Raw genomic sequence first — 22792 nt, 5'->3', positions numbered from 1 at the left:
CAGGGCGCGGACCCTGAGTGAGGACATACCTGCCACCATGCGTGCCGACCGCGTCTTCGCGTACGGCGTCACGGCGGGCCTGATCGGCGACCGGATCCTCGGGGATCCGCGCCGTGGGCACCCCGTGGCCGCCTTCGGACGAACCGCCGCCGCCGTCGAGGGCGCCCTGTGGCGCGACGACCGCGCCCGGGGCGCCCTGCACACCCTCGTCTGCGCCGGGGGCGCGGCCGCCGTCGGCGCGCTGGGCGCCCGCGCCGTGCGCTCCCGGCCCGCGGCCGCCCGTATCGCCCTGACCGCCGCGGCCACCTGGGCCGTGGTCGGCGGCACCTCCCTCGGCCGCGAGGCCCGCGCCATCGGCGGGGCACTCGCCGTCGGGGACGCGGAGGTCGCCCGGGAACGGCTCCCCCACCTGTGCGGGCGGGACCCGCACGCGCTGGACGAACAGCAGATGGCCCGCGCCGTCGTGGAGTCTGTCGCCGAGAACACCTCCGACGCGGTCGTCGGGGCCCTGGTGTGGGGCGCCGTCGCCGGGATCCCCGGGCTGCTGGCCTTCCGCGCCGTCAACACCCTCGATGCGATGGTGGGGCACAGGTCGCCCCGCTACCTGCGCTACGGCTGGGCCTCCGCCCGGCTCGACGACCTGGCCGGCTGGCCCGGGGCCCGGCTGACCGCCCTCGCCGCCGTGGCGGCCGGACCGGACCGGCGCGGAGCCCTGCGGGCCTGGCGCGCCGACGCCGCCGCCCATCCGAGTCCCAACGCCGGCCCGGTGGAGGCCTCCTTCGCCGGCGCCCTCGGCGTCCGCCTCGGCGGAACCCTGTCCTACGGCGGCCGGGTCGAACACCGGGCGGTGCTCAACGGAGCCGCCGGGCGGCCGGTGGAGGTCGCCGACATCGACCGTGCGGTAAGGCTGTCGCGGCGGGTCACCTGGCTGGCGCTGGGGGCCTGCGTGGCGGGCCGGACCCTGGCCTCCCGCGCACTGCGGAGCGCCCGTACCACCTCGACGACGAAGGGACGCGCATGAGCGGCGCGCGGCGCGGCGGCGGACTGCTGGTCGCCGGTACGACCTCGGACGCGGGCAAGAGCGTGGTCACGGCGGGCATCTGCCGCTGGCTCGCCCGGCAGGGCGTGAAGGTGGCCCCGTTCAAGGCCCAGAACATGTCCCTCAACTCCTTCGTGACCCGGGAGGGCGCCGAGATCGGCCGCGCCCAGGCCATGCAGGCGCAGGCCGCGCGGGTGGAGCCGACGGCCCTGATGAACCCCGTCCTGCTCAAGCCCGGCAGCGACCGCAGCAGCCAGGTGGTGCTGCTGGGCAAGCCCGTGGGCGAGATGAGCGCGCGGGGCTACCACGGAGGGCGGCAGGAACAGCTGCTCGGCATCGTCACGGACTGCCTGGAGCAGCTGCGGGGCACGTATGACGCCGTGATCTGCGAGGGGGCGGGCAGTCCGGCCGAGATCAACCTGCGCCGGACCGACATCGTGAACATGGGCATCGCGCGGGCCGCGCGCTTCCCGGTGGTCGTGGTCGGCGACATCGACCGGGGCGGGGTCTTCGCCTCCTTCTTCGGGACGACGGCGCTGCTCTCCCCCGAGGACCAGTCGCTGATCGCGGGCTACATGGTCAACAAGTTCCGGGGCGACGTCACCCTCCTGGAGCCCGGCATGGAGATGCTGCGCGGGCTGACGGGACGGGCGACGTACGGGGTGCTGCCGTTCCGGCACGGGCTGGGCATCGACGAGGAGGACGGCCTGCGGGTCTCCCTGCGCGGCGCGGTGCGCGAATCGGTCGTGGCCCCGCCGGTCGGCGAGGACGTGCTGCGGGTCGCGGTGTGCGCGGTGCCGCTGATGTCGAACTTCACCGACGTCGACGCGCTCGCGGCCGAGCCGGGCGTGGTGGTGCGGTTCGTGGACCGGGCCGAGGAACTGGCCGACGCGGACCTGGTCGTCGTCCCGGGTACGCGCGGCACCGTGAAGGCGCTGGAGTGGCTGCGCGAGCGCGGGCTCGCGGACGCCCTCGCCCGGCGGGCCGCCGAGGGCCGCCCGGTGCTGGGCGTCTGCGGCGGCTTCCAGTTGCTCGGCGAGCACATCGAGGACGAGGTCGAGTCGAAGGCCGGCGCGGTGGCGGGCCTCGGGCTGCTGCCGGTCCGGGTCCGCTTCGAACGGGAGAAGACCCTGGCCCGGCCGGTGGGCACGGCCCTCGGCGAGCCGGTGGAGGGCTACGAGATCCACCACGGCGTGGCCGAGGTCCTCGGCGGCACCCCCTTCCTCGACGGCTGCCGGGTCGGCGCCGTCTGGGGCACCCACTGGCACGGCTCGCTGGAGTCCGACGGATTCCGCCGGGCGTTCCTGCGGGAGGTGGCCGCGGCCGCGGGGCGCCGGTTCGTCCCGGCCCCGGACACCTCCTTCGGCGCGCTGCGCGAGGAGCAGCTCGACCTGCTGGGCGACCTGATCGCCGAGCACGCCGACACCGACGCGCTGCTGCGGCTGATCGAGGGGGGCGCCCCCGCGGGCCTCCCGTTCCTCCCCCCGGGCGCCCCGTGAGGGGGCGGGCCCCGCGGGCCGCGTGCGCGGGGACCACCAGGAGCGCGCACCGCATGGGCACGACCCTCCCGGGACCATCCCCGCGCGGGCGGGGAGCACTCGGCGACCCCTGCACGATCGGAGCACGTCGGCCCGTGCGTCGGCACGAGCCACTCGAAGGAGCGACCGTCTCATGAGCAGTCCCCATTTCCCCTTCTCGGCCGTGGTCGGGCAGGACGACCTGCGGCTGGCCCTCCTCCTCAACGCCGTGAGCCCGGCGGTCGGCGGCGTGCTCGTGCGCGGCGAGAAGGGGACCGCCAAGTCCACCGCCGTCCGCGCTCTGTCCGCGCTGCTGCCGCAGGTGGACGTCGTTCCCGGCTGCCGCTTCTCGTGCGCGCCCGCCGCTCCGGACCCGGGCTGCCCGGACGGGCCGCACGAGGCGGGCGCGGGCACGGCCCGTCCCGCCCGCATGGTGGAGCTGCCCGTCGGCGCCTCCGAGGACCGCCTCGTCGGCGCCCTCGACATCGAGCGGGCGCTGGCCGAGGGGGTGAAGGCCTTCGAGCCGGGGCTGCTGGCCGACGCGCACCGCGGGATCCTGTACGTCGACGAAGTGAACCTGCTCCACGACCACTTGGTGGACGTCCTGCTCGACGCCGCGGCGATGGGCGCCTCCTACGTGGAGCGCGAGGGCGTCTCGGTGCGCCACGCGGCCCGCTTCCTCCTCGTCGGCACGATGAACCCCGAGGAGGGCGAACTGCGGCCGCAGTTGCTGGACCGGTTCGGGCTGACCGTCGAGGTGGCGGCCTCCCGCGAGCCCGCCCAGCGCGTCGAGGTGGTCCGCCGCCGGCTGGCCTACGAGGACGATCCCGCGGGCTTCGCGGCCCGCTGGTCCGTGGACGAGCGGGAGGTGCGCGCCCGGGTCGTGGCCGCCCGGGCCCTGCTGCCGCAGGTGGTGCTGGGTGACACCTCGCTGCTCCAGATCGCCGCCACCTGCGCCGGCTTCGAGGTCGACGGCATGCGGGCCGACATCGTGATGGCCCGGACCGCGACCGCGCTGGCCGCCTGGGCCGGGCGGACCGAGGTGCGGAAGGAAGACGTGCGGCAGGCCGCGCTGCTGGCGCTCCCCCACCGCAGGCGCCGCAATCCGTTCGACGCGCCGGGTCTGGACGAGGAGATGCTGGACCGGATCCTGGACGGCTTCCCGGACGAGGAGCCGGAGCCCGAGCCCGACCCGGAGCCCCAGGGCCCGGACGGCGACGGCGACGGCGGCCCGGACGGGGACGGCGGCGGGGTCCCCCCGCAGCACGACGGGCCCCCCGCCCAGGACTCCCCCGAGGCCGCCCCGGACGCCCCCGACACCGCCCGCGAGGACGCCCCGCAGCCCTCCCCCCAGGGCTCCGGCGCCGCCGAGCAGGCCCCCGTGGGGGCCGCCGAGCCGTTCCGCACCAAGGTGCTCAGCGTGCCCGGTCTCGGCGAGGGAGCCGCGGGGCGGCGGTCCCGCGCCCGCACCGCCCACGGCCGCACCACCGGCTCCCAGCGCCCCCGCGGCCACCTGACGAAGCTGCACCTGGCGGCCACCGTCCACGCCGCCGCCCCGCACCAGAAGGCACGCGGGCGCGACGGGCGCGGGCTGGTCATCCGCAAGGACGACCTGCGCCAGGCCACCCGCGAGGGCCGCGAGGGCAACCTCGTGCTGTTCGTGGTCGACGCCTCCGGGTCGATGGCCGCCCGGCAGCGGATGAGCGCCGTCAAGGGCGCCGTCATGTCGCTGCTCCTCGACGCCTACCAGCGCCGCGACAAGGTCGGCCTGATCACCTTCCGCGGGTCCGGGGCCGAACTGGCGCTGCCGCCCACCTCGTCGGTGGACGCCGCGGCCGTCCGTCTGGAACGGCTGCCGACCGGCGGGCGCACCCCGCTCGCCGCCGGGCTGCTCAAGGCCCACGAGGTGCTGCGCGTCGAACGCCTGCGGGACCCGTCGCGGCGCCCGCTGCTCGTGGTCGTGACCGACGGACGGGCCACCTCGGCCGGTGTGCCGGGCGGCCGGGCGGGCGGCACGCCGCGTGAGCTGTCGGGCCGCAGCGCCCGGCTGCTGGCCGCCGAGGGGATCGCCTCGGTGGTCGTGGACTGCGAGTCCGGGCCGGTCCGGCTGGGACTGGCCGGGTCGCTCGCCGCCGATCTGGGGGCGCCGGCCGTGACCCTCGACGGGCTGCGGGCCGACTCGCTGGCCGGGCTCGTGAAGAACGTACGTACCGCGGTGACATCGACCGCATCACCCCACAGCGCCTCCAGGAGGGCCGCGTAATGCCGCAGGGACAGCCGTCCGTCGTTCCCGACGACGGACTCACGACGCGTCAGCGCCGCAACCGTCCGCTCGTCTTCGTCCACACCGGCCCGGGCAAGGGCAAGTCGACGGCCGCCTTCGGGCTGGCGCTGCGCGCCTGGAACCAGGGCTGGTCGATCGGGGTGTTCCAGTTCGTCAAGTCGGCGAAGTGGAAGGTCGGCGAGGAGAACGCGCTGAAGGTGCTGGGCGCTTCCGGCGAGGGCGGCCCGGTCGTCTGGCACAAGATGGGCGAGGGCTGGTCCTGGGTCCAGCGCGACGCGCAGCTCGACAACGAGCAGGCGGCGAAGGAGGGCTGGGAGCAGGTCAAGCGCGACCTGGCCGCCGAGACGCACCGCCTGTACGTGCTCGACGAGTTCGCGTACCCGATGCACTGGGGCTGGATCGACGTGAACGAGGTCATCGAGGTGCTGCGCAACCGTCCCGGCACCCAGCACGTGGTCATCACGGGCCGCAACGCACCTCGGGAGCTGCTGGAGTTCGCGGACCTGGTCACGGAGATGACCAAGGTCAAGCACCCGATGGACGCGGGCCAGAAGGGCCAGAAGGGCATCGAGTGGTGACGTCCGTGAACGTGCCCCGGCTGGTGATCGCCGCGCCGTCCTCCGGCAGCGGCAAGACCACCGTGGCGACGGGCCTGATGGCGGCCTTCGCGGAGCGCGGCCTCGCCGTGTCCCCGCACAAGGCCGGGCCCGACTACATCGACCCCGGCTACCACGCGCTCGCCACGGGCCGGCCCGGCCGGAACCTGGACGCCTTCATGTGCGGTCCGGAACTGGTGGCCCCGCTGTTCGCGCACGGCTCCGCCGGGTGCGACCTCGCCGTGGTCGAGGGCGTGATGGGGCTCTACGACGGGGCCGCGGGCCGGGGCGAGCTGGCCTCCACGGCGCAGGTCGCGAAGCTGCTGCGGGCGCCGGTGGTGCTCGTGGTGGACGCCTCCTCGCAGTCCCGGTCGGTGGCGGCGCTGGTGCACGGCTTCGCCTCCTTCGACCCGCGGGTGCGGCTCGGCGGGGTGATCCTGAACAAGGTGGGCTCCGACCGGCACGAGGTCATGCTGCGCGAGGCGCTGGAGGAGGCCGGGATGCCGGTCCTCGGCGTGCTGCGGCGGGCTCCGCAGGTGGCGACCCCGTCGCGGCACCTGGGGCTGGTCCCGGTGGCGGAGCGGCGGGCCGACGCGGTGGCCGCCGTGGCGGCCCTGGCCGAGCAGGTGCGGGCCGGCTGCGACCTGGAGGCCCTGCTGGCGCTGGCCCGTACGGCGCCGCCGCTGGACTGCGCGGTGTGGTCGCCCCGGGAGGCGCTGGCCGGGGTGGCGGAGGGGTCCCGGCCGGCGGCGCCGTCCGGATCGCCCGCCGGGTCTCCCGCGTCCCCCGCACCGGCCGGGCCGACCGGGCCGCGACCGGTGGTGGCCGTCGCCGGCGGGCCCGCCTTCACCTTCTCCTACGCCGAGCACGCGGAGCTGCTCACGGCCGCCGGGGCGGAGGTGGTCGCCTTCGACCCGCTGCGGGACGAGGCGCTCCCGGACGGGACGTCCGGCCTGGTGATCGGGGGCGGGTTCCCCGAGGTGTACGCGCCCGAGCTGTCCGCGAACGAGCCGCTGCGGGCGGCCGTGGCCGCCTTCGCGGCGGCCGGCGGGCCGGTGGCGGCCGAGTGCGCCGGGTTGCTCTACCTGGCCGGTTCGCTGGACGGGAAGCCGATGTGCGGGGTGCTCGACGCCGACGCGCGGATGTCGGAGCGGCTCACGCTCGGGTACCGGGAGGCGGTGGCGGTGGCGGACAGCTCGCTCGCCGCCAACGGGACGCGGCTGCGCGGCCACGAGTTCCACCGGACGGTGATCGAGCCGGGCGCCGGCACCACGCCGGCCTGGGGGTTCACTCATCCGGAGCGGCGGGTCGAGGGCTTCGTGCGGGGCGGGGTGCACGCCAGCTACCTGCACACCCACTGGGCGGCGCGGCCTTCCGTGGCCGCCCGCTTCACGGCGGCGGCACGGGCCGCCGCGGAGTCCGGGGCCGTCGGGGGCGCCCGGGACGGCGGGTGATCCGCGGGTGAGGTCAGTCCGCGACGCCGACCACGAGCCAGATCCCGGCCACTCCGCCCAGCGTGCACATCAGGGTGGAGAGGGCGGGGTGTTCGTGGTGCGCCTCGGGCAGGATCTCGGCCGCGGCGAGGTACAGCAGGACACCCGCGAAGAAGCCGAGGTAGGCCCCGAGGGGTTCCTCCGGAAGGGTGAACAGCAGAGTGGACGCGGCGCCCACGACCGGTGCCGCCGCGTCCGCGAAGAGCATCTTCAGGGCCTTGCCCCGGTCGTTCCCGTAGAGGGTGGTGAGGGTGTACGTGTTGAAGCCGTCGGCGAAGTCGTGCGTGAGGACGGCCAGTGCCACGGCGAGGCCCATCCCCCCGCCGACCTGGAAGGCGGCGCCCAGCGCCACCCCGTCGGCGAGGCTGTGGCCGACCATGGCGGCGGCGGCCGTGAGCCCGACCTGGGGGACCCGGCCGCCGTTCTCGGCGCCGTGCGACGCCTGGCGGACCGCCAGTACCCGCTCCACCACGTGGGCGATGAGGAACCCGCCCACGAAGAGCAGCAGGGCGAGCGGGACGCCGAAGAGCTCGTCGCCGGCGGCGTGGATCGCCTCGGGGAGCAGGTCGAGGCCCACCACGCCGAGCATCAGCCCGCCGGCCAGGCCCAGCACGAGGTGGCGGCGGTCGGTGACGCGTTGCGCCGTCCATCCGCCCGCCAGCGTCATCAGGAACGCGCCCAACGCCACGATCACCGCCATGTGCCCCTGAATACCGACTGTCGGCCGGGCGCGCACTTCCGCGCGCGGGTGGCGGGCGACACCGTGTTGACGACAGACAGACGCAAGTGACTACGAGGGGAGGACCCCGGTGGGCGAGTACGTGACCAAGCTGGTGGTCGGGGTCGGCGGACGGGCGGGGGTCTCCGTGGCGGAGGTCTGCGCGCTCGTCGAGGAGACGCTGCGGGGCGCCGGGCTGTCCACGGGGGCGGTGACGGCGCTGGCCACGGTGGAGTCCAAGACCCTGGAGGCGGGGATCGCCGGGGCGGCGGAACGTTTCGGTGTGCCTCTGGTCGGCTATCCCGCCGAGGAGCTCGCGCGGATCTCCGTACCGCATCCCTCCGGGGCCGTGCGCGAGGCCACCGGGACGGCGTCGGTGGCGGAGGCGGCGGCGCTGGCGGGCGGCGGGGAACTCCTGGTGCCCAAGCGCCGGTCGGTGGCGGCGACCTGTGCGGTGGCCACCGTGCAGGAGCACGACCTGCGCCACCACGGGGACGCGGAGGTGGTGGACGCGGGCGGCGCCCTGGTGGACCTGGCGGTCAACGTGCGGGCGGACACCCCGCCGGAGTGGCTGAGGCGCCGGATCGCGGACAGCCTCGGCTCACTGGCCGCGTACCCGGACGGCCGGACCGCGCGGGCGGCGGTGGCGGCCCGGCACGGGCTGCCGGTGGAGCGGGTGCTGCTGACGGCGGGGGCGGCGGAGGCGTTCGTCCTGATCGCGCGGGCCCTGGGCGCCGTACGGCCGGTGGTGGTGCACCCGCAGTTCACCGAGCCGGAGGCGGCCCTGCGGGACGCCGGGCACCGGGTGGAACGGGTGGTGCTGCGCGCGGCGGACGGGTTCCGGCTGGACCCGGCGGCGGTGCCGGAGGACGCCGACCTGGTGGTCGTCGGGAACCCCACCAACCCCACCTCCGTGCTGCACCCGGCGGCGGGGCTGGCGGCGCTGGCCCGGCCGGGACGGACCCTGGTGGTGGACGAGGCCTTCATGGACGCCGTCCCGGGCGAACGGGAGGCCCTGGCGGGGCGGATGGACGTGCCGGGGCTGGTGGTGCTCCGGAGCCTCACCAAGACGTGGGGGCTGGCCGGACTGCGGATCGGCTACGTGCTGGCGGAGCCGGAGGTGATCGCGAAGCTGGCGGCCGCGCAGCCGCTGTGGCCGGTGTCGACGCCTGCGCTGGTGGCGGCCGAGGCCTGTGTGGCTCCGGAGGCGCTGGCCGAGGCGGAGGAGGCGGCCCGGCGGATCGCGGTGGACCGGGCGCACCTGCTGGCCGGGCTCGCGGAGTTCGAGGAGATCTCGGTGGCCGGCGTCGCGGAGGGACCGTTCGTGCTGATCCGGGTGGCGGGGGCGGCGGAGGTCCGCACCCGGCTGCGCGCCCTCGGCTTCGCGGTCCGCCGCGGCGACACCTTCCCGGGTCTGGACGCCTCCTGGCTGCGCCTGGCGGTCCGGGACCGCGCGACGACGGGCCGGCTCCTCCAGGCCCTGGACCACGCCCTGGCGCTGGCCGCCCGGTAGCACCGGGGGCGCGGCCGGCCGGGCCCGGGGAGCGCGCCACCCGCCGGGCGGCGCGGCCGCGGACGCTACGAGGCCCTGCCGCGCCGGGTCACGACGAGCGCGCCCGCGCCGATGCCGAGGAGGAGCAGCGCGCCGCCCGCGACGTACGGGGGCACGGAAGCGGCTCCGGTCTCGGCGAGGTCGGCGTGGGTGACGGCCGTGCCCGGTCCGGTGGCGGCCTGCGCCTTGATGTCGGGCTTCGCCGACGGGCCCGTCGAGGGGGCGGGGCCCTCGGGGGCGGTGCAGTGCGCCTCGGCGAGCACGACCTCGCCGTCGACCTCGGCCACGTTCAGGTTCAGCGGGTTCACGGACACCTTCAGCCGGAGCGCGGACGCGGCGGCGGTGGTGGAGGTGGTCTGCGTTCCGAACAGCTCCAGGCTGACGAGGCCCACACCCGGGACCTCGACCTTGCTGGGACCGCCCGCCGTCAGGGTGACCTTCTTTCCGAGCGCGGTGACGGAACCGAGGACGTTCGAGCTCGCGACCGGCTTCTTGCCCGCCTCGCAGACGGCCTTGGAGGTGACCTTCTCCACCTCGATGAGGGAGAGCGCCGGCAGTCCGGGGACGTGCACCCTGGCGTGGGCGAGGTTCGCCTCCGCCTGGGCGCGGCTCTGGTCGGCGGTGGCCTTGGCGGTCGCGGCCTCCGCCTTCAGGACGCTCACCGGCTGCCCCTGTTCGGCTCCGTCGAGGGTGACGGTCAGGGCGGTCTTCTCGGCGGTGGCGGGGGCGCTGACCTCGTTGAGGGTGGCCTTCAGCGGTACGTGCACGGACTTGTTGAGCAGGCCGACGTCCAGTCCGGCCCGCAGGACGACGGCGCCGGAACTGCCCGTACCCGTACCGCCGCCGGGGCCGCCCGTGGCGAGGGCGGGCGGCGCGCAGAGCAGGGCCACCGTGCCCGTGGCGAGCAGAACGGCCGCGGGCAGGCGGAAGGTGTTGCTGTTCAAGATGGTGGAACCCCCAGGGAGATGGGCGCCGTCGCGGCGCCGCCAATGGGGGACATTGCGCGCGCCGACGGCTTCGACGCTCGAAATCTTTACGCACTGTGAGTGAACGGGCAGGCACCTGGCGTGAGTTCACCCCAACGGGTGGTTTCCATGCACGTATTCGATTTGTGGCGCCCCATTCGGCACGCGCGTTCCCTCCCGCCCCACCGCGGCGGCTGCCGGACTGCGGACCGGGCATCATGAACGACCGACGGGGCGCGGACGTCACGCCCCGTCAACAAGCGTCCGCCGGCGTCCGGGTGCGGTGCTAGGCGCGGACCTCGCCGTTCACGATCACGCGCTCCGGCCGGGCCAGGGCCCGCACGTCGGCCCGCGGGTCGGACGCGTACACCACGAGGTCGGCCGGCGCCCCTTCGGTCAGGCCCGGCCGCCCGAGCCACTCGCGGGCCGCCCAGGCCGTCGCCGAGAGGGCGTCCAGGGCCGGAATCCCGGCCTTGACGAGCTCCGCGACCTCGGCGGCGACCAGCCCGTGCGGCAGGGAACCCCCCGCGTCGGTGCCGACGTACACCGGCACGCCCGCGTCCCAGGCCGCCCGCACCGTGTCGTAGCGCCGCTCGTGCAGCCTGCGCATGTGCGCCGACCAGCGGGGGAACTTCGTCTCGCCGCCCGCCGCCAGCTTCGGGAACGTCGCGATGTTCACCAGGGTCGGCACGATCGCCACGCCGCGCTCCGCGAACAGCGGGATGGTGTCCTCGGTGAGGCCCGTGGCGTGCTCCACGCAGTCGATGCCCGCCTCGACGAGGTCGCGCAGCGAGTCCTCGGCGAAGCAGTGCGCCGTGACCCGGGCGCCGAGCCGGTGGGCCTCGGCGATGGCAGCCTCGACCTCGGCGCGCGGCCAGCACGCCGTCAGGTCGCCGGCGTCGCGGTCGATCCAGTCGCCGACCAGCTTCACCCAGCCGTCGCCGCGCAGCGCCTCGCGGCCGACGTACTCGACCAGGTCGGCGGGCTCGATCTCGTGGGCGTAGTTGCGGATGTAGCGGCGGGTCCGGGCGATGTGCCGGCCCGCGCGGATGATCTTCGGAAGGTCGGCGCGGTCGTCGATCCAGCGCGTGTCGGAGGGGGAACCGGCGTCGCGGATCAGGAGGGTGCCCGCGTCCCGGTCGGTCAGGGCCTGTTCCTCGGCGGTCTCCGCGTCGACCGGACCGTGGGCGTCCAGGCCCACGTGGCAGTGCGCGTCGACCAGACCGGGCAGGGCCCAGCCGGTGACGGTGGTGATCTCGCGGGCGGCGCGCGGCCGCTCCCAGGAGATCCGGCCGCCGACGATCCACAGCTCGTCGCGCACCTCGTGGGGCCCGACCAGGACCCGTCCCTTCACATGGAGCACACCGCTCTGATCACTCATGTCGGCACCCTACGCGCGTGCTGGGTACGCTCACCCGGTAACCCCGGACGAAGAGAGCACCGCCGTGACCCACCCCCTCCTGGACCTTCCGCCGCTGACCCCCGAGCGCTTCGCGACGATCGAGCGGGCAGTGGCCGCACTCCTCGGCACCCGGCAGGACGTGGTGATCACCCAGGGCGAGGCGCTGCTGCCGCTGGAGGGCTGCATCCGCTCGGGCGCGCGGCCCGGTTCGACGGCGCTGAACATCGTCACCGGGCCCTACGGGACCACCTTCGGCAACTGGCTGCGCGACGCCGGGGCCCGCGTGGTGGACCTGGCCGTGCCCTTCGACACGGCGGTCACCGGCGAGCAGGTGGCGCGCGCCCTGGCCGCGCACCCGGAGATCGACTTCGTCTCACTGGTGCACGCCGAGGCGGCCACCGGCAACACCAACCCGGTGGCGGAGATCGGTGAGGCGGTACGGGCCCACGGGGCGCTGTTCATGCTGGACGCGGTGGCCTCGGTGGGCGCCGAGCCGCTGCTGCCGGACGCGTGGGGCGTGGACCTGTGCGTGATCGGCGCCCAGAAGGCGATGGGCGGCCCGGCGGGGGTCTCGGCGGTGTCGGTGTCGGACCGCGCGTGGGACCGGTTCGCGCAGAACCCGGCGGCGCCGCGCCGCTCCTACCTCTCCCTCCTCGACTGGAAGGAGCGCTGGATCGACGGTGGGCGCAAGGCCCTGCTGCACGCGCCCGCGCAGCTGGAGATGCTGGCGCTGGAGGCCTGCCTGGACCGGATCTCGGCCGAGGGCCCGGACGGGGTGCCGGCCCGCCACCGAGCCGCCGCCCGCGCCACCCGGGCGGGCGCGGCGGCACTCGGCATCGCCCCGTGGGTCGCGGACCCGGCGCAGGCGGCGCCGGTGGCGACGACGCTGCGGGTCGCGGAGGCCGCCCTGGTGGTGGCGAAGGCCCTGTCGGCTGACCCGTCGGCCCCGCTCGCGGCGGGCGGCGGGGCCCTGGCCCAGGAGATGGTCCGGGTCAACCACTACGGCCCCGCGGCCTCGCCCGAAGGGGTCGCGGCCGCGCTGAACGCCCTGGCCTCGGCACTGTCCGCGGACCCCGCCCCGGCGCTGGCGGCGGCGACGGCGGCCTGGCGGTAGGGACTCGGGGGCCTCGGAGGCGGAGCCCCGGGGCGGGGTCTGGGCGGCGGGGTCGGGGTGGCGGGGTCAGCCGGCCAGCACGTCCAGCAGCCGGTCGACGTCCGCTTCCGTGTTGTACAGGTGGAACGAGGCCCGCAGCGCTCCGGCCCGGGCCGCGGTGGACACCCCGGCTTCGAGGAGCCGCGCCTGGTGGCCGGCGAGGCCCGGGACGGAGACGATCGGGGCCTCGCCCGGCACGGGTTCGTGGCCGAGGCGGGCGAGTCCGGCCCGGTACCGGGCGGCCAGCGCGGTGTCGTGCGCGTGCACGGCCTCGATGCCGACCCGCTCCAGCAGCGCGAGCGAGGGCTCGGCGGCGTGGTAGGCGAGGAAGGCGGGGGACTCGTCGAACCGGCGCGCGTCCCGGGCGAGTCGGCGCATCGGGCCGTAGGTGGCGTCCCACATCGACTCGGCGGCCACCCAGCCCGCGTGCAGCGGGACCAGGCCGGGCTGGGCCTCCTCGGAGACCGTGAGGTACGAGGCTCCCCGGCCGCCCAGCAGCCACTTGTACCCGGCGGTGACCGTGTACGCGTAGGGCGAGGCGTCGAAGGGCAGCCAGCCCGCGGCATGGGTCGCGTCGACGAGCATCCGTGCGCCGTGCGCGGCGGCCGCCGCGCGGATCGCGGCGAGGTCGGCGGTGCGCCCGTCGGCGGACTGGACGGCGCTCAGCGCGACCAGCTCGGTGCCCGCGTCCACGGCTTCGGCGAGGGACTCCAAGGGCGCGAAGCGGACCTTGAGGTCGCCGCGCACCACGAAGGGGTTCATGACGGAGGCGAAGTCGCCCTCGGGCACCAGGACTTCGGCGCCGGCCGGCAGGGAGGCCGAGACCACTCCGACGTGGGCGGCGACGGAGGAGCCGACGGCCACCCGTCCGGCGTCGACGCCGACCAGGCGGGCGAAGGCCGCCCGGACCCGGTCCACGCGCTCGAAGTCGCCGAATCCGGCGGGCAGTCCGGCCCCGGCGGCCTCGGCGAGCGCCCGCACCTCGGCCACGGCCGCGCGCGGGAGGATCCCGCTGGTGGCCGTGTTGAGGTAGGTGGTGGAGTGCGCGAACTCGGCGCGGCACAGGTCGGCGAGAGGAAGGTCCGTGGCGTCCATGGCGTCAACTCTGCGCCAGGATCAACTCAAAGTCCATTGCCTTTTTATGCAGGCGAACCCAAAGGTCGACTTATGAAGAGGAGGGGGCGGGGGTCCGCGCACCGGAAGCCCCGCCCCCGCCCCTCCCGCCGGGTCAGGCCTGGGGAACGGCGCAGGCCCCGTCCGGCTCGCAGGCCTCGGCGGCGGCGTCCGTCCCGACCGGCTCGCGTCCGGCCCAGGCCTGCTCCAGCGCCTGGGTGAACACCTCGGCCGGCTGGCCGCCGGAGATGCCGTAACGGCGGTCGAACACGAAGAACGGCACGGCGTTGGCGCCGAGTTCGGCCGCCTCGCGCTCGTCCGCACGGACCCCGTCGGCGTAGGCGGACTCGTCGGCGAGGACCTCCCGGGCCTCCGCCTCGTCCAGCCCCGCCTCCACGGCGAGCGCGACCAGCACCTCGGGGTCGAAGACCGACCGCTCCTCGGCGAAGTTGGCCCGGTAGGCGAGGTCGAGCAGCTCCTCCTGGCGGCCGCGGGCGGCGGCCAGGTGCAGCAGCCGGTGGATGTCGAAGGTGTTGCCGTGGTCGCGGCCCTCGGTCCGGTACGTCAGCCCTTCGGCGCGGGCGCTCGCCGCGACGTGCTCCTCCATGCCGCGCGCCTCGTCGAGGGTGCGGCCGTACTTGCGGGCCAGCATCTCCAGCACGGGGGCCGTGACGCCCTTGGCGCCGCCCGGGTCGAGCTCGAAGGACCGGAAGACGACCTCCACCTCGTCGCGGTGCGCGAACGCGGCCAGGCCCTTGGTGAAACGGGCCTTGCCGATGTAGCACCAGGGGCAGGCGATGTCGCTCCAGATCTCGACGCGCATGATCCTTCTTTTCTCCGGGTTCTGATGGGGATGAAACGGTTTGCGGTTCAACCATCCATCGGCCCGTCTCATTCCCCGGACGCGCGGGGCACCCGGAGCCAGAGGGTGCGGTGGGTGCCGGAGGGGGTGTCCGCCGGGTCGGGGCGCCAGCCGTGGGAGGCGTAGAAGGCCTGGGCGCGCAGGTTGTGCCCGTAGACCTCCAGGCGGACCCGCTCGATCCCGGCCCGGCGCCAGGCGTCGAGGCAGGCGGCGTGCAGGGCGGCCCCGGTGCCCCGGCGCCAGTGGGCGGGGTCGACGTGGAGCTGGGTGAGGGTGGTCTCGCCGCCGACGGTGAGGTAGGCGGCCACGCCGGTGACCTCTCCGTCCCGTTCGGCGCAGAACACCCGGCCCTGCGACTCCGCCCGGCCCACCGCGCGGGCCCAGCCCTCGCGGGACCGGGCCAGTTCCGCCGCGCCGCTGTACTCCTCCTCCGGGACGCGGCCCCGGTAGTAGGTGGCGCGCGCCCGGCTGTGCAGGGCGGCGATGGCGGCGATGTCGGTCGGGAGCGCGGTCCTGATCATGGGAGGGAGAACGCGCCGGTAACCCCGTTCGGTTCCCGGCGCGTCGTCCTCTCCCGTGCGACCGTCACTTCTTCAGCCAGGCCGCCATCATCTTCTGGGCGATCGGCGCGGCCAGCTTGCCGCCGCCGATCTCGGAACGGTCGGTGTCCGAGTTCTCGATCATCACGGCCACGGCGATCTGCTTGCCGCCCGACTTGCCGTACGAGGTGAACCAGGCGAGCGGCGGGATGTTGTTGTCCACGCCGCGCTGGGCGGTACCCGTCTTGCCGCCCACCTCGGCGCCCGCCACCTGGGCGGGCTTGCCGCCGCCTTCGCTGGCCACCGTGCGCATGGCGTCCTGGAGCATCGAGGCGGTCCTCGCGCTCATGACCTCCTGCGACTTCGGGTTCTTGAAGCTCTCCAGGACGTTGCCGTCGGCGTCGGTGACCTCGGAGACCATGTGCGGCGCGACGAGCTTGCCGCCGTTCGCGATGGCGGCGGTCACCATGGAGATCTGGAGCGGCGTGGCCTGCACGTCGAACTGGCCGATACCCGTCTGCGCGACCTGGTCGACGGACATCTTCTTCGTCGGGTACTTGCTCGCCGGGTTGGTGCGGACCGGGGTGTCGATCTGGACGTTGAACCCGAGCTTCTCGGCCGTCGCGCGCATCTTGTCCTGGCCCAGCCGGGAGGCCAGCTCGGCGAAGACGTTGTTGCAGGACAGCTTGAGGGCGGTGCGCGCCGAGACGTTGTTGCAGGCGGCGTCGCCCGCCTCGCTGGGCAGGTTCGTGCGGGTGCCCGGGATCGTGTACGGGGCCGCGATGCCGGTCGGCGCGTCGATGTTGGTGACCAGCCCGTTCTCGATCGCCGCCGCGAGGGTGACCAGCTTGAAGGTGGAACCGGGGGCCTGCGGCTTGCGCAGCGCCACGTTCTCCATGGCCTTGCCCTGGTCGGCCGACAGTTCCTTCCAGGCCTCCGCGTCGTTGGCTCCGGTGATCCGGCCCGGGTCGTACGAGGGGTTGTTGACGACGGCGAGGATCTCTCCCGTCGCCGGGTCCATGGCCACGGCCGCACCCTGCTTGCCCTGCAGGGCGTCGTAGGTGGCCTTCTGGACGTCCCTGTCGATGGTCGTCAGGACGTTGCCCGGATCGGCCCGCTTGTTGGTGAGCGTGTCCATGACCGTCTTGAGCCGGCTGTCGGAGCCGTTCAGGACGTTCTTGTAGACGCCCTCCAGCATCGTGGTGCCGTAGGCCTGGGAGCTGTAGCCGGTGATCGGCGCGTAGAGCGGGCCGTCGACGTACGTCCTCTTGTACCCGAAGTCCTTGCCGCCCGTCTTCGTGGAGCCGGTGATGGCCTGCCCGCCCACGATGATGTTCCCCAACGGGTTCTCGTACTGCCCGATGAGGTTGCGCCGGTTGTTCTTGTCGTCTGCGAGGGCCTGGCCTTGGTATGCCTGCACCCAGGTGACCCGCACCAAAAGGGCCAGCACCAGAAGCAGACAGAAGACCGACGCACGCCTGATCGTCTTGTTCATCCCCCTGAAGGACGCGCGGACGGTCCCGTGCGTTCCGCTCTGCCCCGATTGTGGCGGGGTTCTCAGCCTTTCCTCATGATGAAGCCTCCCTCGTAGGCGGCGATGACCGCCTGGGTGCGGTCGCGGGAGCCGGTCTTGGCCAGGACGCCGGCCACGTGCGTCTTGACGGTCTGCGGGCCCACCCCCAGGTGCTCGCTGATCTCGTGGTTCGACAGGCCGGAGGCCATCAGGCGCAGGACGTCCGCCTCGCGCTCCGTGAGCCGGGAGGCCCAGACGGGGGCCGCGGCGGCGGCCGCGGCCGTGTGCGCCGCCGCCAGCGCGCGGACGGCGGCCGGGAAGAGCAGCGAGTCACCCCGGGCGACGAGTCGGACCGCGCCGATCAGCTCGTCCGCGTCGGCCCGCTTCAGCAGGAACCCGGAGGCGCCCGCACGCAGCGCGTCGTAGACGTAGGCGTCGTTCTCGAAGGTGGTGACGACCACGATCCGGGGCGGTTCGGCCATGGTCGCGAGGATCTGCTCGGTGGCCCGGATGCCGTCGATCTCCGGCATCCGGACGTCCATCAGCACCACGTCCGGCGCCAGTGAACGGACCAGCCCGACGGCCTCGGCTCCGGAGGCGGCCTCCCCGACGACCTCCAGATCGGGTTCGGCGTCGAGGATGACGCGCAGGGCGGTACGGACCATCCGCTCGTCATCGGCGATCAGCACGCGCAACGGCGGCCGGCTCATCGCCGGGCCCCCGGGGGGCGGCCCACGGCCCGCCCCACGGCCACGTTCCCGTCGGGGGACTCCCCGGCGGACCCCCGGACGGATCTCTCGGCGAACCCGCCGGGGGAGCCGCCGTCCGGCCCGTCGGGGGTGAGGCCGAGCGGCAGGGACGCCCTCAGGCGCCACCCGCCGTCGTACGGCCCGGCCTCGACGCGGCCGCCGAGCAGCGCGGCCCGCTCGGCGGCGCCCCGCAGCCCGCGGCCGCCGGTGGTGCGCCGTTCTTCCCCCGCACGCGGGGTGGGGGACTGCGCCGTCGGGTTGGTCATGGTGATCTCCAGTTCACGGTGACGGTCGGACGTGTGGACCCGGATCCGCAGGGCGACCGGCCCCGCCCCGTGGCGCAGGGCGTTGCTGAGGCCCTCCTGGACGATCCGGTACGCCTCGCGCGAGGCGATCGCCGGGAGCTGCGCCCAGTCCCCGGCCGGCCCGGGGTGCTGCTCGGCGGTGATGGCGGTGCCGCCCGCCCGGCTGCGGGCCAGCAGCCCGTCGAGGTCGGCCGCCAGGGTCGGGGCGGGCGCCGCGTCGGCCCGCGCCGGGTCGCCGTCGCGCAGCAGGCCGAGCACGGCGTCCAGCTCGCCCACGGTGCGCCGGGTCGTGTCCTCGATCGCGGCGAGCGCCTCCCGGACGAATCCGGGGTCGCTGTCGAGCACCCGCCGGGCCGCGCCCGCCTGGAGGGTGACGGCGCTCAGGGCGTGTCCCACCGCGTCGTGCAGCTCCCGGGCCAGCCGGTTGCGCACGGCGAGGTCGGCCGCCCGTTCCTCGGCGGCGGCCAGCCGGTCCGCCGCGGTCGGGCCCAGCAGCACGGGCGCGAGCCGGGCCAGCTGCGCCCCCGCCCCGGCGGCGCAGAGGACGACCCCGGCCAGCAGCCCCACCCCGAGCACGGGGGCCACGAACGCCCCGGCCGTCGTACTGAGCCGGCCCATCCCGAGGTGGGATCCGCGCAGGGTGTCCGAGAGCGGCAGCACGATCAGCACGACCGCCATGGGCGGCGCCGCGAGACTCACCCCGCTGACCACCGCGCCGACCCCCAGGTGCAGGGTCCACCAGGCGGAGGCCCGCCACCGGGTCGCCCAGGACCGGGCCTGCCCCTCGGCCAGGGTGTCCCCCGGCACCCCGCACATGGCCCGCACCGCGGCCACCGACAGCGGCCGCACCAGCCCGACCAGCCCGGTGACGGCGGCCAGCGGAAGGGCGGCGGCGTAGGCGATCAGGGTCAGCCCGATGGAGTTCATCGCATTGACCCCGCCGGCTGCCATGCCGACCCCGACCTGGGCGACCAGGAGGTAGGGCATCAGCAGAGCCCCGCCGAGTATCTGGTGCACCCACCGCAGCCGGGCCCGCGCTCCCAGCGCCCGCCCCGCCCACTCCCGCACCCGCCGCGTCCACCCGCGCACCGCCTCCGGGTGCCCCGGTCCCGGTCCCTCCCCGTCGAACCCGCTCACCACTCCCCCGATCGCTCGCGCCCGCCCCGCACGGCCCCGCTCCGCCCCGTCCCCCGGTGCTCCGTCCCCCGGTGCTCCGCCCTCGGCCACCGGCCCGGGCCCCGGGCTCCGTCCCCGGCCACGGGCGTCCGCGCCGCCTCAGGCGGTCCGGCGGGACCTCAGGAACCGTATGAGGACTCCGGCCGAGAGCAGCCCGGTGATCATCTGGCCAGCGTAGGTCAGAGTGACCGCCAGGGTGGCCCCGTCGCCCGAGTCGAGCTGCGGCCCCAGGGCCGAGAGCAGCATCCACGTCCCCCAGCTGAACGTCGCGCCCGCGCCGATCCAGGCGAGGGCCAGCCGCAGGTCCGCACGGCCCCTCCCGCCGCGGGCCAGCAGCAGCGCCCCCGCGGCGGCCGCGAACGCGCAGACCGTGTGGGCCGCGGACACCACTCCCGTCTCCGCCGAGTACACCGCGGCCTGGTGCGCGGAGAGCCCGGCGCTCCCCCCGAAGGCCCAGTACAGGTCCGCCGCGCCCACGGCCGCGGCGCACACCGCCGCGGCTCCCGCCACCACCCCCGTGGGAGACGGGAGCCGCCGGCCGGCCGCGCCCTGCCAGAGGCCGCCCCAGCGCTTGCGCGCGTAGGGGACGAACAGTCCGGCCAGGGCGACCGCCTGGATGATGAAGCCGCTGTAGACGACCACGAACACCCAGGGTTCGAGGAAGGGCTTCGACGCGGCCCGGACCCGCTCGTCCGCGCCCATGCCCAGGGCCTTGACGAGGAGTTGGGAGGGGTAGCCGAGGACGATCGGGGTGAGCAGCCCGGTGGCGACGAAGACCGGCAGGGTCAGCAGCCAGGACGGCACCCGCATGCCCCAGGGGCGGGTGAGCACCAGCACGAGCAGGATCACGCAGGCGTCCATCGCCAGCGTCACGGAGTTGGCGACCGTGAAGAACAGCCCGGGCTTCAGCAGGATGCTGTCCTCCGGTATGCCGAGATGGCTCCCGGCCACCCAGGCCGCCTTGAGGGTGAGGTACGGCAGGGTGGCGGCCAGGGCCGCGCCCGCCAGGATCCGCCGCCCGGCCCCCGGGTGGGGAGCCGTCGGCCGCGTCGGGGCCGTTGTCTGCGCCGCTCGTGTGGTCATGTCCCAACGGTCCCGTGCGCGGCGCCCCGCCACCTCCCCCACGAAGGTGATCCGTCTCCCCCACCCGGGGGAGGAACCCACACGTCCGCAGCGCACCACCGCCCACCGCACGCCCCACCCGCACGCCCCCACCCGGGCAACCGTCCGCCCCGGGGACCCGCTCACATCCGCCGCGTCACCACCGACAGCCGGTCCCGCGCCTCGAACAGCGCCGCTTTGATCAGCTGTTCGTGCCCCGGCGTCAGCCGCGCCACCGGCACCGAGCAGCTCACCGCGTCCCGCGCCGGCGTCCGGTACGGCACGGCCACCCCGAAGCAGCGCAGCCCGAGGGTGTTCTCCTCGCGGTCCAGCGCGTACCCCTGCTCCCGCACCAGCGCCAGCTCCTCGACCAGTTGCTCCCGGTCGGTGATGGTGTGCTGCGTGACCGCCTCCAGCCGCCGGGGCAGCAGCCTGCGCACCTCCTCGTCGGTGTGCGTGGCCAGCAGCGCCTTGCCGAGCGCGGTCGAGTGCACCGGCAGCCGCCGCCCGACCCGGGTGAAGGGCCGCAGGTAGTGCTGGGACTGCCGGGTCGCGAGGTACACCACGCTGGTCCCGTCCATCCGGGCCAGGTGGATGGTCTCGGTGGTGTCGTCCGAGAGCCGGTCCAGGGTGGGGCGGGCCGCCGCCACCACCTCGTCCCCGTCGATGTACGAGCTGCCGACGAGCAGGGCCCGTACGCCGATGCCGTACCGGGTGCCGGTGGCGTCCGTCTCCACCCAGCCCAGGTTCACCAGGGTGCGCAGCAGCATGTAGAGGCTGGACTTGGGCAGGGAGAGGTCGTTCTGGATGTCGGCGAGGCTGTGCAGTCCCGGCCGGGCAGCGAAGTGCTCCAGCAGCAGCACCGTGCGCACCGCCGACTTCACGGGCGCCGCCCCGGCCGCCTCCCCCGTCTCAGCCGTCCCGCCAGTCTGCCCCGTCACGTCTGTCCTGCCAGTCTCACCCGTCTCGGCTGTCGTCATGCGCCTGCTTCCCCTCTGGTCGGCTCTGATCGCCACTTGTCACGCGGTGGACGCGGAAATAGAGTCCGCAGCAGAAGTGATCATTCATCCACCGGAACGGCGTTCAGAATACTGAACGATCCAGGAGGCAGCGGGCCATGGCAGCGACACCAGTCTGGAGTGTGGACCCCCGCACCGGGAAGCAGCGCGAAGAGGTCACCACCGAAGCGACACCCCCGGACGTGGACCGGGCCGTCCGCGCGGCGCACTCCGCCCGCGCCGCCCTGGCCGACCGCACCACCCGCGTCGCCTTCCTGCGCACCGCCGCCGACCTGCTCGACGAGGCCGGCCCCCTGGTCGTCGAGACCGCCGACGCCGAGACCGCGCTCGGCCAGGCCCGCCTCACCGGCGAACTCGCCCGCACCACCGGCCAGCTGCGGGCCTTCGCGGACTCCGTCGAGGAGGGCTCCCACCTCGACGTCCGCATCGACCGCGCCGACGCCACGCTCACCCCGCCGCGCCCCGAACTGCGCCGGTACAAGGTGCCGCTCGGCGTGGTCGCCGTCTACGCCGCCTCCAACTTCCCGCTCGCCTTCTCCGTCCCCGGCGGGGACACGGCCAGCGCCCTCGCCGCCGGCTGCCCCGTGGTCGTCAAGGCCCACCCCGACCACCCGGCCACCTCCGAGCTGTGCGCCGCGCTGCTGCGCCGGGCCGCGGAGGCGAGCGGGCTGCCGCCCGAGGTGGTGCACGTCGTGCACGGCTTCGACGCCGGGCTGGAGCTGGTCCGCCACCCCCTCGTCACCGCGGCCGGGTTCACCGGATCCCTGCGGGGCGGACGGGCCCTGTTCGACGCGGCCGCGGCCCGGCCGGTCCCCATCCCCTTCCACGGCGAACTCGGCTCCCTCAACCCCGTCGTGATCACCCCGGCGGCCGCCGCCGAGGGCGCCGAGGAGATCGGTGGCGGCCTCGCGGGCGCGGTCACCCTCGGGGTGGGCCAGTTCTGCGTCAAGCCGGGCCTGGTCCTGGTCCCCGAGGGCCCCGACGGCGACCGGCTCGCCGGCAGGCTCGGGAAGTCCCTCGGGGAGACCGGACCGGGGGTACTGCTGGACCACCGGATGCGGGAGAACTTCCTCGCCGGCGTCCGCGAGCGGGCCGCGCTGCCCGGCGTCACGGCCCCCGTCCTCCCGGGCCCCGGCGGGGAGCACTCCGTCGGCGCGGGCTACCTGAGCGTCCCGGCCGCGACCCTCCTGGAGGGCGGCCCCCACGAGGTGCTCCTGGAGGAGTGCTTCGGCCCGGTGACGGTCGTCGTCCGCTACGCCGACCCGCGCGAGGCGACCGAGGTGCTGGCCCGGCTCGGCGGCAACCTGAGCGCCACCCTCCACCTGTCCGCCGCCGAGACCGAGGGCGCCCCGGGCCCGGCCGGCTCCCCGTCGGCCGCCGAACTGATCGGGCAGGTCACGGAGCTGGCCGGGCGGATCGTGGTGAACGGCTGGCCGACCGGGGTCGCGGTGGCCCCGGCCCAGCACCACGGCGGCCCCTACCCGGCGGCCACCTCCCACTCCACCTCCGTCGGCGGCACCGCGATCGAGCGCTGGCTGCGCCCGGTGGCGTACCAGTCCGTCCCGGACGCGCTGCTCCCGCCGGAGCTGCGCGAGGCCAATCCCCTGGGACTGCCCCGCCGGGTGACCGGAGGGGAGCGCTGAGCCCACGGCCGCGGGCGCGCCCCGGGCCGGGCCGGGGCCGCTAAATCCGTTGC

Annotated in this window: 19 protein-coding genes; 8 read left to right on the top strand and 11 right to left on the bottom strand. The window is 75.3% G+C overall.

The window, feature by feature from the left end:
• Positions 1–37: 37 nt before the first annotated feature.
• From ACZ5D2_RS20095 to ACZ5D2_RS20075, 5 genes are all read left to right on the top strand, one after another.
• Complete coding sequence (locus ACZ5D2_RS20095) at positions 38–1021, top strand: cobalamin biosynthesis protein (protein WP_371679132.1); 984 nt, start codon at positions 38–40, stop codon at positions 1019–1021.
• Positions 1018–2538: a cobyric acid synthase gene (locus ACZ5D2_RS20090; RefSeq protein WP_371679131.1), complete on the top strand. Its 1521-nt coding sequence runs from the start codon at positions 1018–1020 to the stop codon at positions 2536–2538. Before ACZ5D2_RS20095 ends, ACZ5D2_RS20090 begins: the two co-directional genes overlap by 4 nt.
• A 172-nt stretch (positions 2539–2710) precedes the next feature.
• Positions 2711–4819, top strand: a complete 2109-nt coding sequence (locus ACZ5D2_RS20085) for a putative cobaltochelatase (protein ID WP_371679130.1) — start codon at positions 2711–2713, stop codon at positions 4817–4819.
• The gene (gene cobO / locus ACZ5D2_RS20080; protein ID WP_371679129.1) at positions 4819–5418 is read left to right on the top strand and encodes a cob(I)yrinic acid a,c-diamide adenosyltransferase; all 600 of its coding nucleotides are present in this window, start codon (positions 4819–4821) and stop codon (positions 5416–5418) included. Before ACZ5D2_RS20085 ends, cobO begins: the two co-directional genes overlap by 1 nt.
• Positions 5412–6890 carry a cobyrinate a,c-diamide synthase gene (locus ACZ5D2_RS20075; protein WP_371679128.1) on the top strand — a complete coding sequence of 493 codons (1479 nt, stop codon included), beginning with the start codon at positions 5412–5414 and terminating at the stop codon, positions 6888–6890. The genes cobO and ACZ5D2_RS20075 overlap by 7 nt, the downstream gene beginning before the upstream one ends.
• 13 nt (positions 6891–6903) lie before the next feature.
• Here the strand turns inward: ACZ5D2_RS20075 and ACZ5D2_RS20070 are convergent, their stop codons facing one another.
• A complete protein-coding gene (locus tag ACZ5D2_RS20070) occupies positions 6904–7629 on the bottom strand; it encodes a ZIP family metal transporter (protein WP_371679127.1) in 726 nt (241 codons plus the stop codon).
• Between the two features lie 109 nt (positions 7630–7738).
• On the opposite strand from ACZ5D2_RS20070, the gene cobC reads away from it, so the two are divergent.
• A complete protein-coding gene (gene cobC / locus ACZ5D2_RS20065; RefSeq protein WP_371679125.1) occupies positions 7739–9160 on the top strand; it encodes an Rv2231c family pyridoxal phosphate-dependent protein CobC in 1422 nt (473 codons plus the stop codon).
• A 65-nt stretch (positions 9161–9225) separates the two neighbouring features.
• On the opposite strand, the gene ACZ5D2_RS20060 is transcribed toward cobC, so the two are convergent.
• Together ACZ5D2_RS20060 and ACZ5D2_RS20055 are read right to left on the bottom strand one after the other, a co-directional pair.
• Positions 9226–10143 (bottom strand): SCO1860 family LAETG-anchored protein, encoded by a 918-nt coding sequence (locus ACZ5D2_RS20060; RefSeq protein WP_371679124.1) that lies wholly within the window; start codon positions 10141–10143, stop codon positions 9226–9228.
• A gap of 307 nt (positions 10144–10450) precedes the next feature.
• Complete coding sequence (locus tag ACZ5D2_RS20055; protein ID WP_371679123.1) at positions 10451–11545, bottom strand: amidohydrolase family protein; 1095 nt, start codon at positions 11543–11545, stop codon at positions 10451–10453.
• A 64-nt stretch (positions 11546–11609) separates the two neighbouring features.
• Between ACZ5D2_RS20055 and ACZ5D2_RS20050 the strand changes: the two genes are divergently transcribed.
• Complete coding sequence (locus ACZ5D2_RS20050; RefSeq protein WP_371679122.1) at positions 11610–12680, top strand: aminotransferase class V-fold PLP-dependent enzyme; 1071 nt, start codon at positions 11610–11612, stop codon at positions 12678–12680.
• 66 nt (positions 12681–12746) lie between these two features.
• Here the strand turns inward: ACZ5D2_RS20050 and ACZ5D2_RS20045 are convergent, their stop codons facing one another.
• The 8 genes from ACZ5D2_RS20045 to ACZ5D2_RS20010 form a co-directional block, all read right to left on the bottom strand.
• Complete coding sequence (locus ACZ5D2_RS20045) at positions 12747–13814, bottom strand: aminotransferase class V-fold PLP-dependent enzyme (RefSeq protein WP_371679121.1); 1068 nt, start codon at positions 13812–13814, stop codon at positions 12747–12749.
• A 133-nt stretch (positions 13815–13947) separates the two neighbouring features.
• Complete coding sequence (locus ACZ5D2_RS20040) at positions 13948–14655, bottom strand: DsbA family oxidoreductase (protein ID WP_371679120.1); 708 nt, start codon at positions 14653–14655, stop codon at positions 13948–13950.
• A 68-nt stretch (positions 14656–14723) separates the two neighbouring features.
• The gene (locus ACZ5D2_RS20035) at positions 14724–15215 is read right to left on the bottom strand and encodes a GNAT family N-acetyltransferase (protein ID WP_371679119.1); all 492 of its coding nucleotides are present in this window, start codon (positions 15213–15215) and stop codon (positions 14724–14726) included.
• A 64-nt stretch (positions 15216–15279) separates the two neighbouring features.
• Complete coding sequence (locus tag ACZ5D2_RS20030) at positions 15280–16728, bottom strand: peptidoglycan D,D-transpeptidase FtsI family protein (protein WP_371679118.1); 1449 nt, start codon at positions 16726–16728, stop codon at positions 15280–15282.
• A gap of 62 nt (positions 16729–16790) precedes the next feature.
• Positions 16791–17456, bottom strand: coding sequence for a response regulator transcription factor (locus ACZ5D2_RS20025; RefSeq protein WP_266838377.1), 666 nt, complete (start codon positions 17454–17456; stop codon positions 16791–16793).
• The gene (locus tag ACZ5D2_RS20020) at positions 17453–18868 is read right to left on the bottom strand and encodes a sensor histidine kinase (protein WP_371681315.1); all 1416 of its coding nucleotides are present in this window, start codon (positions 18866–18868) and stop codon (positions 17453–17455) included. The genes ACZ5D2_RS20025 and ACZ5D2_RS20020 overlap by 4 nt, the downstream gene beginning before the upstream one ends.
• A gap of 207 nt (positions 18869–19075) precedes the next feature.
• A complete protein-coding gene (locus ACZ5D2_RS20015; RefSeq protein WP_371679117.1) occupies positions 19076–20059 on the bottom strand; it encodes a hypothetical protein in 984 nt (327 codons plus the stop codon).
• Between the two features lie 161 nt (positions 20060–20220).
• Positions 20221–21057, bottom strand: coding sequence for an IclR family transcriptional regulator (locus ACZ5D2_RS20010; RefSeq protein ID WP_371679116.1), 837 nt, complete (start codon positions 21055–21057; stop codon positions 20221–20223).
• A gap of 137 nt (positions 21058–21194) precedes the next feature.
• On the opposite strand from ACZ5D2_RS20010, the gene ACZ5D2_RS20005 reads away from it, so the two are divergent.
• Positions 21195–22739, top strand: a complete 1545-nt coding sequence (locus tag ACZ5D2_RS20005) for an aldehyde dehydrogenase (NADP(+)) (protein ID WP_371679115.1) — start codon at positions 21195–21197, stop codon at positions 22737–22739.
• Positions 22740–22792 lie beyond the last annotated feature (53 nt).

The sequence above is a fragment of the Streptomyces sp. NPDC031479 genome (genome assembly GCF_055581065.1).
The sequence above is the reverse complement of the archived record's forward strand: the minus strand, read 5'-3'. Positions and strand labels throughout refer to the sequence as shown.